Source organism: Paenibacillus helianthi, from assembly GCF_001909055.1.
Taxonomy (GTDB): Bacteria; Bacillota; Bacilli; order Paenibacillales; family Paenibacillaceae; genus Paenibacillus_AQ; species Paenibacillus_AQ helianthi.
Genome location: NZ_LVWI01000001.1, coordinates 170,920 through 185,764 on the forward strand (window position 1 = coordinate 170,920; position 14,845 = coordinate 185,764).

Here is a 14,845-nt window from a genome sequence, read left to right on the forward strand (position 1 = left end):
AGGGATGTAGGAAGAAAGCCGGCACCCGAAGAGGGATACTTCCACCTCTTTCGTTCGCCCGCTTTCTCACCCGGTATTAGAGCCTGATGCTAGCTTATGATTCCTTGCCGCCGATAAAGAAGGTGACATACTCTCTTTCTCTCTCTTGCGTTCTGATAATAAGGGTGTACCAGCCAGTCTTCGGGAAGATGACTTGATATTGATTCGCTGTCAGCTCCTGGAGTGGTATTTCCTCGGCGATCGTTTTCATCTGACCCTCCCGGTACAATCCGGTGTGATAGAGCAGCGTATACGCAGCCCTCTCATTAACCCGCTCCTTTCCGCCTACGCTCATCTTGTCATAGCCAAGCACACTGAACGTAATCCGGTTCGTGTCGAACAATACCGTTTCCGCCAGGCTGGAGGACAGTACCTGGCCGTTGCCGATAATCAGCAGACCGCTGTCATTCATGACCATAACCTCCTGCTTGGCAGTCGCCGTATTGCCCACCTGGTCGGTTATTGTATAAGTGACCATCTGTTTGCCTGTCTTGGTCAGATCTAGTGCGCTTACTGTGACCTTCAGCTTATCCGCTGCAGATACATTATCCATTGCGGTGAAGCCGCCAAGATCCCGCAGCGGCTCGAAATCCTTCTGTCCCCGGATTACCGCAGTCACCGGACGTTTCAGCTGAATCTCCGGCGCCGTGTTATCCAGTCCGTCCACTTGAATGGCCGACACAACGGTGCGACCCAGAAGATCACTCAGTACCATTCTGGCATTGCCGTTTGCGCGGTAGGTGACGGTATAGGCATAGTTGCCGTCCGCGTCGCTGATTTTGTTGGCATAGCCAGTTCCCTGCACCACCGGGACAGCTCCTGCGAACATCTGGTTAGGCTCATCAATCCGCCCACTCAGCGTTACCTTCACCGCACCCTTGGCATAGGTCTTGCCGTTGATGGTGACCCGCTTGCCTGCCTCCAGCGGCTGCCCGGTCCCGTCCACAAATTCCTGGGTAATCCGCGGCTGCAACAGGTCAGGAGCAATATTGGCAATGGTCTCCTCCAGAGCCGCAGTATTGCCCTGCCGGTCCTGTACAATGAGCTTGACCGGATCGTTCTGAAGCATGACCGCTGGATTCTTACCTTGTACTACTTGGAAATCCTCGCTGCCAGGCAAGCTTTTTTCTGCCGTCAGCGTTACTCCGGTCGACAACAGCACGTTGCCCAGAGTGTCCAGAATCGTCTTGAAGGATTTGGAGCCGCCTATTCCGTAGGCATAGCTCTTGACCAGAGATACTTCCGGAGGCGTTCTGTCGATATTATTCACCGTCGCCTTAGTAGAGCCCAAGTTCCCTGCTTCATCCTCAAATTCGAAGGTGAATGAACCGTTGTCCTTGAAAATATAGCTGTCTCTTCCTCCATTGTTCACAATACGCACCGGCTCGGAGGTAGAGAGCTTGGCAGTCACATTCCCTCTTGTAGGTCCGGTTATGTTGTATTCAACCAATCCTACTGGCGGGGTCAAATCGATATTACTCACTACCGCCAGCAGCTGGGTCTTGCGCTCCGGCGCTGTCAGGTCAACCAGATTAAAGGTATAGAGGCCATTTTGCGAAATCTTGAAGGTATTGCCCTTCACCCGCTCTGCCAGAGCTGGATTATCTGCCGCAGGAGTCACCTTGATCCCTGTGGCCACAGCTATGCTCAACGAAATACCACCGCTCTTTGTCGGCCTCAGAGTACTGTAAGCGGCCAGACCATACAGAGGATCGGCCGTAGCATCGAAATGGCTCGTATCAATAGATACAGGAGTGCTCTCCACACCCGAAGGTGAACGGAATTTGGCCTTTAACTGAAGCTGGTCGGTTGAGGTCTGTTGAACAGCCACCTGCACGAAATTCGTGTAGGGTCTCCACAATCCCCATGTGGTGCCATTGTCGCTGGAGACAGAGTATTCAAACCCGTCCTTGGAGACACTCTTCAGCTCCAGCTGAAGGATCGCCTTGCTTCCCTGCCCGCTGCCGCTTTCAAAAGCAACCAGATCGGACTGCAGCACCTCCACTGGAGAGGTATCCGCACGGTACAAGCGGAAGGTTCCGGTATGGGTGACGGCACTATTGCCCAGTCCATCCCGGGCATACACATACAGGACGTAGCCTGCCGATTGGCCAGGAGCCAGCTGACTGCTGTCCAGAACGGCCTTGCCATCCTCCGGAAGCGGCAGCCAGCCTCCGGAGGATTCCTCCGGCGGAGCAGCATTCTCCGGCAACCACTGGTACTCCACCACTGTCCCGGATGGATTATACAGCTCGTTTGAGGTCACAAGCACTGAATAAGCCGAACGGGGGTAGCTCACACCGTTCAGACTGAATGTGATTTCAGGAGCGGCATTGTCGAACCGGTACAGTGTGCTGTAGTCGTAGTACCGCACATTCCCATCTTCTTTGAGCCGGATATGAAGGTACTGCTCTCCGTTCAGACCGTAGACCGCCTGAACGACACCGCGGTAGACCGAATCCGTCACACTGACGTCTTTATACACAGACTCCATCGCCGTTGTACGGTACAGGCTCTCAGCTGGCCGGACAGCAGAAGGACTGAAGACGTACTGCAGCTCCAGTACCGCCGCTCCCCGAGCGGTAACTTCGATATCCTGACTTCGGATATAGGATTCCGGCGCTTCTGGAGTGAAGGCGATGCTGACTTCTCTGGCAGAGTCAACCACAACATGCTCAACCATCTGGAATTCAGCCGTATTTCCGGCTCTGTCGGAAGTTCTCAAGTACAGAATATATTCCCCGTCTTCTACTACATTGTTCAGAGTCGTCACACTACGATCCGAAGGAACAACGTGCCAATCCAGCTCTCCGGGGGTTTCCCCCACCTTAACCCACTGAAATTGCAGCGAAGCAGGATCAATGCCGCTGTGTTCATCCGATGCCCCGACTGTTGCCTTGACTACGGCCGTATGATTAATTCCGGAGATGGAAGCGCCAAGGACTGGAGCCTTGTTGTCCAGCAGAATGGCGGTCTTGCCGTAAATCCAGTTGGAATCGTCATGCTTGAAGTCCGCCGCCGTCCACAAGGACAGATCGCCGTAATCACCGACCGCTTCAAGGGCTTTGCCGTTCGCATACGTTTCCGCATCCGCCTCGGATGCTCCGGTATGAGTAGCCTTGTACTCGTTGATCCAGCCATTGTAAGAGGCAGCATGGCTGGACTTATATGTCTTCATCTTCTCGTACTGCATGAGCTCACGGGCCGAATCCCAGGTCATATCCGCCGTCCAAGTATGCAGGTACCAGGTCCCGCTACCTTCAGCCATTAGTGCCTTGGCGGGTGGAGACAGCAGATTGGTGCTATTGTTGGCCACCATCAGATTGAAATCATCCAGTTCACCGGTATACAGCCCTTCCCGGGGCTGCTGTCCTGTAAGTGAGTAGCGCTTAACCGCCGCGAACTCGTCGGCTTCTTTTCCGGCCAGCGGATCATCCGGACTCTGGCTCCAGTAATAGTAGACCAGACCCAGATTCGCAGATTCACCCGAGGAGCCTGTCATATTAAGCGGCCGGTAAATGCCGCGGCTTGGTCTTGGCTGTCCGGCCTCATCCGGGTCGAGAGGAGGTGCAATGACTTGAGGATCACGGGCATCAATGGTGATCTTGCCTGACCGTGCCCACGAGTTCCCCGTTGCACCCGGCGTATCGTAGAGATATTTGAAGCTCGGGTCGGTATTGTCAATGGACAGCTTCGCCCAGTCAATCTTGGTATTCGGAACCTGCAGGGAGGGATCTGTCGGAGCCGGAGCCGCCGATTTGCTGGTATTCACAGGATCCGTCAGCAGATTGCCGGCATAATCCTGAAGCACTCCCTTATCCGCATAAGCAGGCCTATCGCCGGCTCTGGACGAATGGGTCAGGGCAATGACCTTAAGCAGTGCCACATCCAGATCGTCCTCCGTCACGGCCGCCCGGAAAGTCCAAAGCGATGAATTTTCCCCTTCAACATAATAGGCTTTCATCCCATTGTTGAAATACAGGAACAACCCATCCGCCGACAATCCTTTTTTAGCGATAACGTCTTCCGTCAGCCGCACCTTGAATTCCAGGGTATCCCCCTTGTTCAATGTGCTTCCCGTCACAATATCCGGCTGGATACCGTTAGCAGTGAAGCTGTATTTGGGCGGAACCGCATCAACAATAACCCTGAAACCGTCACTGGCATTGCCCGGGTCGGCCGTTGCATCGAATGGATTAATAGCCTTACCGCGAAGAAAGGTATCGCCTGCAGCAGCAGAAGCCCGCTGGCCGAAGTTACTGACAATCAGCGGATTACCGGCTGCATCATGAAAATCGGCATCGATGACTTTCTGCTTCAGTGACTTCTCATTCAGGTTGATTCCGGACGGAAGTGTACTTATCTCGCCGCCGTTCACAATAGGCAGATTGCCCGTATGCTGGTAATTAGCCGCTTTATAGGTATAGCTAAGCTTGTCGGTGAACTGAGCCCAGCTTGTTGCTGCGGGCAGCTGCATCCCCTGATTCTCCCCGTCGGCAGGCAATCCCGTTCCCGAAGGATTGGTGAACAGATCATGCCGCATAAGGTCGGCTGCTTCTCCGGAAGATGCCTTGAGCGGCTCACTGAACGGGTAGGTCAGATTCACTTCGTCGCCCCATTTCACCAGCAGCTCTTTCTCATCAATCGTAGTATTGTCACGCTGCGTTCCCGTAGTATCAAAGATGTAATCCTTAACGGTAGGCGCAATCACATCACGGAAGTTCAAGTGGATGCCGGTGACCGTACCAGACCCCCAGCTCTCTAGGTGAATGGTGATCACATCATCGGGTTCCAGATCAACCCAGTCTGTCGTCTGGTCATCCCGGTTAGGTCCGGCTCCCACATAATCCTCGCGGTACCATCTCCCCAGATTTTTACTGTGGACCTCCACTTCTGCACTGTCATCATCCGATTCATATAGACTGCGAATATAAACTCTGAACTGCCCTTCCCCTTCCGCCAGTTGCTTCAGCTGAGGGTTGTCAGCGATCCGAATGGTCGCATTAAGCACATCAGCGTCACCCAAATGCGGCCCGCCGTCCAGATCGCCGTCAACTTTATCAATGGTAACTCCAGGAACCACATTGCCATTCTGCACTTTGGAGAACCATCCAAAAGCGTTGACGAGCAGAGCATCCGATTCGGTATCTTCGTCATAGTCGGATGTTCTTTCCGGGTACCAGTCGCCATTGTGCAGAAGCTTCGTTCCTGACACATACACATCCTCATAGCTTCCCGCTGCATTCACCTGTTGTCCCGGCCACGGCATACCGGCCGACAGCATCACTGCGGCCAGTACGGTGGTCAGGCTTTTTTTAGCCCATGTTCTCATTCATGCACCCTCCTGCACGGATTTTGGTTAACGAATCTGTTCTATGTAGTAAATATCCCTTAACCGCCTGCCCCCACCGGCAGACCCGGGTTCTCCGCCGGTTCTACATTCCTGTCCGGCTGACTACCCGCTTCACTGTCTCTGCATCCACCGCCAGGTGAATGCCGTTCATCGTACGCAGTGAGCCAGACAGCAGTCCAGCCGCATATCCGTCCTGGTCAATCAGCGGCCCTCCGGACATGCCATTGACCAGCGTTGCTGACATCAAAATACGTTTCCTGCCGTTAATAGCCACACCGGGTGCATTCACGATTCCCTCGGTGATGATCTTGGTCTCTTTCAGAGGATAACCAATGGCAAACACCTTCTCCCCATGCTTGACCGGGCCAGTACGCAAGGACAGATACGGATAGGGATTGTCCTTACCAGGGGACGGCAGCTTCAGCACCGCTGTATCCGCCACCTCATCGAATACCAGCACCCTGCAGACGGCTTCAACGCCGTCATTTCTTACACAGCCAAGCCGCGCCGCCCCTTCCACCACATGATAGGCCGTGATAGCTGTGCCATCTGGCTGAATCAGAAATCCGCTGCCTACATCCTTGACTGTGTCATCCTCCCGAAACGCCCGCACATAGAACACCGCTTGCTCTGCATAGGTGTAAAGTCCCTCCGCATCATACTGAGCCGGCGTCTGTGCCATGGAGACAGGTGCATGGTTCTGCAGCAAAAACACGGCAAAGACCACCAGAATGAGCGCTCCGAACTTTCGCCGCATTGGCCCACCATCCTTTCCATACATGACTTTAGTCACATTCCTAAGCTCCATTATAGAAACGCATTCTCTCAAATTTCTCTCAGATTCGCGGCATGATGTCGAAATACGTCAATAATGATCCATAAAAAAACGACCTCTTCCTCCACTGAATTGTGGATTTCAAGGTCATTTTGGGGCATAAAACTACCCTTGGTTATCTTTTATGTAGCCAATAGCGAGATCCTGCAATTCCCGGGATGGTGCTATTCCAAATTCAATGCGGTACCTTTCTTCAAAATTGGTATAAAACGTACGTAATCTCTCCCATTTTCCGCTCGCTGCATATACTTCCATGAGCAACATACATATATTTTCTTCAAAAGGATATATCTCCAAACTATCACTCAGTCTTTGCTCTGCACGGATCCAATCTTTCCGGGTCAGGCAGAGTCGGCCCAGATCATAGACCACGGACAAAAACCGCTTGCGGTAGTCTTCTTCCAGCCAATGCTTCCATAAGTAGTCCTTACGGTCAAACAGATGCCCTTGATACATCATGCACAAGCTTTCCAGCCGTGCAATTTCCCCGTGAGCATCAGACTGTGCAGAGTTGTAACGCTGAAACTCCAGCAGGTCGTACGTAGTCTCAAGGACCTCCAGCAAATATCCTTCCCCGGTTTTGCCTATATCTAGGCCAAGCTGATGCTCCTTTAGGATTTTTTTCAGCCGGTAGACCGTATTATGCAAATTATGAACCGATCGTGCTTCATCCATCTCGGGCCACAAAGCATCGACAAGCTGCCACTTCCCCGCTTCCTGATTGGGATAACACAGCAGATAGGCAAACAGTTCTTCAGTCTTACGTGTGGGCCAACGCACCAAATCCCCCTTGAAATTGCGAACCTCGAAACCGCCAAAACAGCGGATAGATGTTCTCTGGGAGGGCAGATCCATGTTCGTCGAAACCGGCCTCCCAGATTCCTTCAGTAGACGATCCGTAATACGCTGGACACTGGCGGGCGTAATGGGCTTCAGAATGTAATCAAAGGCGAATACATTGAAAGCCTCCAAAGCATATTCCTTGTGGGCCGTAGTGAAAACAATACGTGTGTGTTCGCAGCAATCAATCATTCTGCCCGCCAGCTCCAGCCCGGATAGCTTAGGCATCTCTACATCCAAAAAGGCAATATCCGGTTTAAGGGACGGCAGAGCCTCCAGAGCCTCTAACGGATTACTGAAAGCACCCACCACTTGGCAATCGGGGTTTCTTCCAACAACCACCTTCATTAGCTCCAGGATCGGTTTTTCATCCTCCACAACAACTACTGTGAACAATAATCTCTTCCTCCTTTACCCTTCCATGTTATGCTCGAGCGGCAGGGCTATCATCACTTTGGTCCCACAGCCCAGTTTCGAGCTCACAGTTAAGACCGCACCGGGTATCGACTCCAATCTGCGCCGGATATTAAAAATACCGATCCCCCCCGTACCTTCCCGTGGCCGTTCACCACTGGAAATGCGGTACAGCACGTCGTCGGAGATACCAGAACCGTTATCCTCTATCGTTATCAGCAGACTATGTTCCTCTTCTGCAACCGTGAGAGTAACCACTCCTTGCCCGTCCTTGTCAAACAGTCCGTGACGAATAGCATTTTCTACGAGCGGCTGGATAATCAGGGAAGGGATTTGAAAGTTCTTCAAGCCTTCGTTCACATCACTAACAAATTCAAAACGGTCATCAAAACGGGCCAGATCAATCTCTACGTATGCATCGATCAACTCCAGCTCTCTGCCCAGAGGAACAAATATCTCTTTATGATCCATATCCAGAATATAGCGCAGATACTGGCTAAGACTGGACAGCAGGTAAGCCGCCTTCTCTCCATCCGTATAGCAGAAGGAGATTACGCTGCTCAAGGCATTGTAGAGGAAATGTGGCTTGATCTGAGCCTGATAAAAGGCCAGTTCATTCTGAATGGCCTGATGAATGGAGGTCTTCATGACCAGCAATGTCTGAATTCTGGCAATCAGAGTCTCCCCGTCAAACGGTTTGCTCAAATAATCATTGGCTCCTGCCGCAAAGCCCAGTGCAATATCCTGTGACCGGTCCTTGGCGGTAGCGAACAGTATTGGTAAATCCAGAATGGTATACTTTTCACGCAGCTTACGGCATAGCTCGATTCCTGACATGTCCGGCATCATCACATCAAGAATGACGAGATCAATCCGGGGGTACCGGCTGACTTTGTCCAGCGCTTCCCTGCCCGACAGTGCAGTCAGCACATTATACGGATGTCTCCGCAAAATAGTAAGAAGAGCGTGAATATTGGAGGCCTCGTCATCTACAATCAGAATTGTATATTCATATTGCTCTGTAATCTCCAGAGAACCGGACTTGCGTGGATTTCGAAACCGGGGTAGCTCCGCTTCATTATCCGCTGCAGACCTGCGTTCTTTGGCACTTGGAATGGTAAAGGCCATACGGGTCCCCTTCCCCGCCTCGGTCCAGTCCAAGCGGATTTGTCCGCCCATTCCCTCTACCAGCTTGCGGCTGATATACAACCCGACCCCCATGCCCGAGTACCTGCCTTCAGGCCCGCTTGCGCCAAAGGGATCATCCCGTATTAGCAAGTCAGATTGTTTGTCCGGAGCTATACCTTCGCCCGTATCCTGAACAAACAAATGAACCATGTTATCCGAAATCGTCCCATTGACAGAGATCATTCCTCTATCCGTATGTTTGATTGCGTTATGTACAAGGTTATATAAAATTTGTCTAAAGCGGTTTTCATCCGCATGAACCCACAATTTCGGAGATACCTGATTCACCAGAGCCACATCTTTATCGGCCAGCTCGAATTGCAGCACATCCAGTACAATCTGTACTGCCGCCCGCACGTTCACAACCGAAAACTGCATTTGCAGATCCCCATGCTTGAGCCGTGTAACATCAATCAAATCCTGCATTAGCATGGACAGCTTCACTGCCGTATCTTTTACTAGCCACAGACTTTCAAGCTGCCCGGCTGACAGAGTGCCCTCGGAATTATCCAGAAGGGATGATGAAATATTCATAATTCCATGCAGCGGGGTTCTAAGCTCGTGAGAGGTATGAATGAGAAATTCATCTTTGATCTGATTGGAGACCATAAGCTCATGAGTCAGGGCTTGGGTTTTCTCGAAGGTGCGGGAGAAGCGGATTGCCAGCAACGTATTCATCAGCATGACAAATCCCAAAGCAGCCAGCTTGCTGACAATATCAGACGCCAGAATATTTTCCGTTGACAGAAGATCCCCTACCAGATAGATCATCATTGACACAATTGCCAGTATGAACAGGATCAATTCTTTACTCTCATGTGTCCCTTTCTTAGAAATGATCCAGAGAAAAACTAACCTCGCAATAATATAAATATCCATAAGAACCAGATAGAGCAGATACTCCGGTTTAACTTCGTTATAGATCCTGTAGGGTAAGATCAGTATGGCTGCAGCATAAGCAGTAAAAGGGCCAATCAGCAGTATCTGCAGCTTTCTGGACATCAACCGGCTGTTGAGTGAAGAAAAAAGTAAAATACCCAGTACAGGGATCATAAAAAAAATACTGAGATCCATGAGCTTGTAGGTCACATTGAACGAGATATCCGGCAGCAGACGCTGGAAGAGTTTCTCGTCCTGAAGCATCTGACTCACTGAAAAACATAACAGGAATATTCCACAATACAGATTGCTTCTGTCCCTGCGCTCAGGGAAATACATGGTTAGCTGGTGGGCGCCGAACATAATAAAGATCAGAATGCAAGCCAAATCCGCACCAATGCCAAAGGCTCCTAACCAGAGGATTTCTTTCTGTGCTCCAAACTGAATGGGACGGATCACGCCTCCATTAATAAATTCGTAGTTGGCAACCTGAATAACAATATCAATCGTTTCATCACTGGAATGAAAAAAAACGGTATACGGCGTATTACCCGGGTGGCTTTGCTCTTTAGCCTTCACCGGAACACCACTCTCACCCTCCAGCTTCCCGTTAATGTATAACTTGTGCGACATGCGGATATTGTTAATTTTGATCCCGTAGACCGAATCACCGTTCGGAACCAGCAGCTTCAGATGATAGGTGCCATACCCTTTTCGGTGCATTCCCTCGTTCTTATGCTTCCCTTCCCACGCTCCAGGCACGTTCAAATAAAGCTGTCCCTTTACCGTTTCTTCGTTCAGATCAGCCGGCGTTAACAGCCTTCCTTCATAGAAATCCCATTCGCCGTTCAAATTCACCAAGCCTTGATCAGGAAGACGGGTTTCCCTTAAGTCCAGCACTCCATGCTTAGCAAGCGGCATCACCGCACTCTTAAGCGATTCCATATATAAAAACAGCATCCCAAACGCGAGCAACGCCACCACTACAATCAAAAATTTGCCCCAACTCTTCATAAGTAACCCCATTCTGCACATACTCGACGAATATATCATACGATATCAATCTCTCAAGAAACTCACAAGCAATAATTATTCGATTTGTTTGCGATGTTGCTTGATTAGTTAGCATACAAAAAATCCAAAAGGATCAGATCCCTCTGGATTTATCATAAATCACCTTCGTCACTCTATATAAACTTATCTTTTAAAACTCATGATTCAGCTTCATCAGCGCCTACTTCCGGGTCTGTGACACATAGCTGCGTCTGATGTCCAGATTGTGTAGTGTCACGTCTTCCCGGTCCCAGCCTATTCATCCCTTACTGCTCAACCAGCACGCCATCCTGCAAATGATACACCCGGTCGCACCATTCCAGCATACGCTCGTCATGGGTTACCATAACCGCAGCTTTGCCTTCGTTCTTCACCTCGTCTGCGATCATCTGCACAACCTCCTTGCCGCGGCTGAAATCGAGGCTGGCTGTCGGCTCATCCGCGAACAGAACCGCCGGCTTATTCATCCACGCTCTGGCAATCGCCACACGCTGCTTCTCGCCGCCGGAGAGCTTCTCAGGGTAATGATTCCGCCGCTCCCAAATTCCCAGCCGCTTCAATAGATAAGCTGAACGCTCTTTGGCTTCCTTGGTACTGAGCTTCGCCAGTTTAGCCACATACAGTAATTGCTCCTCTACTTTCAGATACGGGAGAAGCTGTGCGCTTTGGAACATAAAGCCGATTTTTTGTAGCCGCAGCTCGGTTAAGGCGCTTTTGTCCTTGTTGCCCAGCGGCTCACCATCGATGTAGATTTCCCCGCTGGTCGGAGTCAGCAGCGCCCCTGCGGCGGAGAGAAAGGTGCTTTTCCCTGTGCCTGAAGGCCCCAGTACTGCAACAAATTCACTATCATTTACAGTAAGATCAAGATGATTCAAGATGGTCCTTGCCCCATCTCCGTCACCATACGTATGAGTCACTTGCTTCATCATCAGTTTGGCACTCATGCTCCAGTCCTCCCAATCGCATCTAAGGCGTCTACTTTTGCTACTTTGGCTACAGAAATTAGCGACCCCAGCAGCGACATACCGATAAACAGCACACTGGTCAGCCCAATCGTCTGGCCTTTCAGCTGAAATGGCATCGTATCCGGCAGCCCCATATTCATCCCAAAGGTCAGCAGCAGGCTGATCGTCAGACTAGCTACCGAGAGGATCAGCACCTGACCGACCACACTCCAGGCTAAATAGGACATTTTGGTACCCATTGCCTTCAAGATACCGAACTGGCTGGACTTTTGGATCGTGATCACATAGAAGAATACCGCAAGCACGAACCCAGAGATCACGAACAGGAATACGATCATCATCAAGAGTGAATTTTGTTCGGCAGAATAACCTGGGATGCTGGCAATCGCCTGTTTTTGTGTAATGACCTCTACATTGTTCAGCTTGCTTGTGATCTGTGCTGCAACAGAGGAAGTAGTCTTGAGTGCAATGACATTATAAGGGACCTGCTGAGCGCTGCTGCCGCCCTGTCCTGTACCCTGTCTCATCGCCTGCCAGTCCAGATTGTTGATGTATACGACAGGAGTATGGCTGTAGGAGCTGTCCTTTACAAAACCGGCGACCTTAAAGGTCAGCCCTGAAGCTTGATCCTTGACCAGACTGCCGATGCTGATTCCCGACTCTTTGAGCTTCGAATCCACAACGACACTGCCCTTGGTTTCATTGGTAATGCCATCGCCCTGAACCACCTTTGGTTTCAGCATACCATCCATATCTACGGCAAAAAAAGTAATGTCCGCCTTCACATCGGCACCGTCTGCCGTAATCGTGCTCATTTGCACCGCCAGCGGTGTTGCGTTCTTTTCCCCGACCATCGAACGGGCGGCACTAAGCTCCGTATCACTTAATTGGGAACGTCTGAACGCATGATCAGCGTCACTTTGCACGGCAAAATAGTTCGCGGACATATTTTCCACGGCTGAAACATTGGCATAAGCCAAACCCCGCGCCAACCCAGTTACGAACAAGACCAGAAACGAAACCAGCAGCATAATGACCATAATGAGGCTGTAGCGTGCTTTGGAGTGCCTCATCTCCCTCAATGCCAAAAACATGTAACCACTCCTTCTAATCTGTATAACCACAGTTTAGAAGATGAAAATGAACGGAGTATGAATAGAAAATTACAGAAGCGGCAGCGTTACCGTAAAAGTCGTCCCTTTCCCGAGATGGCTCTCTGCCTCGATGGTTCCGCCGTGCACTTCGATGATTTTACGCACAATGGATAATCCAAGTCCGGTACTGTTACTGTCACGGGTACGCGCACGGTCCACTTTATAAAAGCGGTCAAATATCATCGGAAGCTGATCCTCTGGAATGCCTTCGCCATTATCCGCAAAGCTTATGACACAGCTGTGGTCAGAGACTTCCGCCGAAATCGAGATCGACCCGCCGGCTTGGGTATATTTTACCGCATTGGACAACAGATTCATCCATACCTGATAGAGCAGATTGGAATCGCCCTGAAGGGTGATATCCGCTGCATGCAGCCGTACGGCAAGCTCCTTCTCCGTCAGCCGCCACTCCATAATCTGCACAACCTGGCGTAGCTGCGCCCGGAGATCAATGCTTCTCTTATCCAGCGCATTTCCGTCATAATCGAGCGATGACAAGGTAAGCAGCTGCTTGCTTAGCATCGACAGCCTCCGGCTCTCCTCATCAATAATGGACAGGTACTCTATCCGCTGCTGATCCGGGAGAGTAGCATCCTTAAGAGCATGGGCGAAGCCCTGAATAGAGGTCAATGGCGATTCGATCTCATGCGAGACGTTGGCGACAAATTCCTGCCGTGACCGGTTCGTCCGCTCCAGTTCCCGGCTCATGACCATAAAGTGGGATGCCAGCTGGCCGATTTCATCGCGCCGTGCCGTGTAGAGCTTGATATCGTATCTGCCCTTGGAGATTTTTTTCGTAGCTTCGGTCAACCGGGTGATCGGCCTAACCACATGAAAGACAGTAATCAGAACAAACCAGAGGCTGAACAAAATCGTAACCGCAATAAGTACGGCAAAAAAGATCCGCAGCTCGCCAAACTGCACTTCGGCATCCGGCCGCATAAACAGTGCATAAGTCTGGCCGTGAATATGTATGGGAACGCCTATCGAATTGCTGAGCTGATTATCAAAAAAGCCTGTAATGAACATTTGACTGGGAAAGTCAGCCACACCATGGTAGGTGCCCCCGGCCAGCACTTTTTGCAGCTCGCCTTCCTTCAGATCATTTTTACGGAAAGGCAGACCATAAAACCGTTCATCGCCTTGATCGTTCGAGAGATACATCTTGTATCCCAAGGAGGCTGTGCTTAGCAGATATTCCTCCACAGCATCCGGGTGATCCTCTATAAAGGACTGCAGGCCAAGGGCCATTTTGGTCAGCTTGGCGTCGTTCTGCGGTTTGATTTTGACCTGATAATAAGCGTTGGACATGAGAAATCCCAACACGCTGCTGATCACAATCACCGAGCAGAACAATATACTCATTCTTACATACAGGGATTTCATAGATTCACCATTTCCACTTTGTAGCCGATGCCGCGGACCGTGCGGATGGTAAAATCATTCTTGTATCCGCTGAACCGGTCGCGCAGGCGTTTGATATGCACATCTACCGTCCGCTCATCCCCCTCGTAATCCGCGCCCCATACCAGCTCAATCAGCTCGCTGCGCGAGAACAGCCGGCCGGGATACTGCGCAAGCTGGGCCAGCAGCTCGAACTCCTTCACCGGCAGTAAAAGCACATCATTCCCGTCGCTGATCTCATAATTCTTGCGGTCAATCACCAGAGAGTTCAGGCGGATCTTGTCGCTTGCAGCCACGGAGTAGCGGCGGAACAGCGCTTTGATGCGGAACAAAAGCTCTTCCGGTTCAAACGGCTTTGTCACATAGTCATCGGTCCCGCGCAAATATCCCTGCTCCTTGTCGCTGAGCTGCTGGCGCGCGGTAAGCAGGATAACCGGAATGTCGTAGGTCTCCCGGATGTACTCACACAACTCAAGCCCGTCCATATAGGGCATCATCACATCGACCACGGCCAGATCTACTGTACTCTTCTTCATCAGACCCATCGCCTCGCGGCCGTCGGCAGCTTCCAGCACCTGATACCCTTCCCTCGTCAGTACATGCCGCAATAGGGTGCGGATATTCATATCATCGTCGGCCACTATTATTTTCTTCATCTCTATCACTCCCTGGGTAATCCCTTTTGCTGTCATCATAGTAGCAACATTAAGGAGTTTAGACA

General features: G+C 51.0%; 8 protein-coding genes. All 8 read right to left on the reverse strand.

Annotation, left to right across the window (positions count from 1 at the left end):
• Window positions 1–94: 94 nt before the first annotated feature.
• The 8 genes from A3844_RS00550 to A3844_RS00585 all read right to left on the reverse strand — a co-directional run bounded on the left by A3844_RS00550 (window position 95) and on the right by A3844_RS00585 (window position 14,780).
• Window positions 95–5,371 carry a hypothetical protein gene (locus A3844_RS00550; protein ID WP_074106278.1) on the reverse strand — a complete coding sequence of 1,759 codons (5,277 nt, stop codon included), beginning with the start codon at window positions 5,369–5,371 and terminating at the stop codon, window positions 95–97.
• Between the two features lie 103 nt (window positions 5,372–5,474).
• Window positions 5,475–6,149, reverse strand: coding sequence for a S1 family peptidase (locus A3844_RS00555; protein WP_074106279.1), 675 nt, complete (start codon window positions 6,147–6,149; stop codon window positions 5,475–5,477).
• A 183-nt stretch (window positions 6,150–6,332) separates the two neighbouring features.
• Window positions 6,333–7,463 (reverse strand): response regulator, encoded by a 1,131-nt coding sequence (locus tag A3844_RS00560; RefSeq protein WP_074106280.1) that lies wholly within the window; start codon window positions 7,461–7,463, stop codon window positions 6,333–6,335.
• Between the two features lie 15 nt (window positions 7,464–7,478).
• Entirely contained in the window at window positions 7,479–10,562 is a 3,084-nt protein-coding gene (locus A3844_RS00565) for an ATP-binding protein (RefSeq protein ID WP_244169651.1), read from the reverse strand.
• A 305-nt stretch (window positions 10,563–10,867) separates the two neighbouring features.
• Entirely contained in the window at window positions 10,868–11,545 is a 678-nt protein-coding gene (locus A3844_RS00570) for an ABC transporter ATP-binding protein (RefSeq protein ID WP_074083480.1), read from the reverse strand.
• Complete coding sequence (locus A3844_RS00575) at window positions 11,542–12,660, reverse strand: ABC transporter permease (RefSeq protein ID WP_074106282.1); 1,119 nt, start codon at window positions 12,658–12,660, stop codon at window positions 11,542–11,544. Before A3844_RS00575 ends, A3844_RS00570 begins: the two co-directional genes overlap by 4 nt.
• A 69-nt stretch (window positions 12,661–12,729) precedes the next feature.
• Complete coding sequence (locus tag A3844_RS00580) at window positions 12,730–14,106, reverse strand: sensor histidine kinase (protein ID WP_074106283.1); 1,377 nt, start codon at window positions 14,104–14,106, stop codon at window positions 12,730–12,732.
• Window positions 14,103–14,780, reverse strand: coding sequence for a response regulator transcription factor (locus A3844_RS00585; protein ID WP_074083483.1), 678 nt, complete (start codon window positions 14,778–14,780; stop codon window positions 14,103–14,105). Before A3844_RS00585 ends, A3844_RS00580 begins: the two co-directional genes overlap by 4 nt.
• Between the last annotated feature and the right edge of the window lie 65 nt (window positions 14,781–14,845).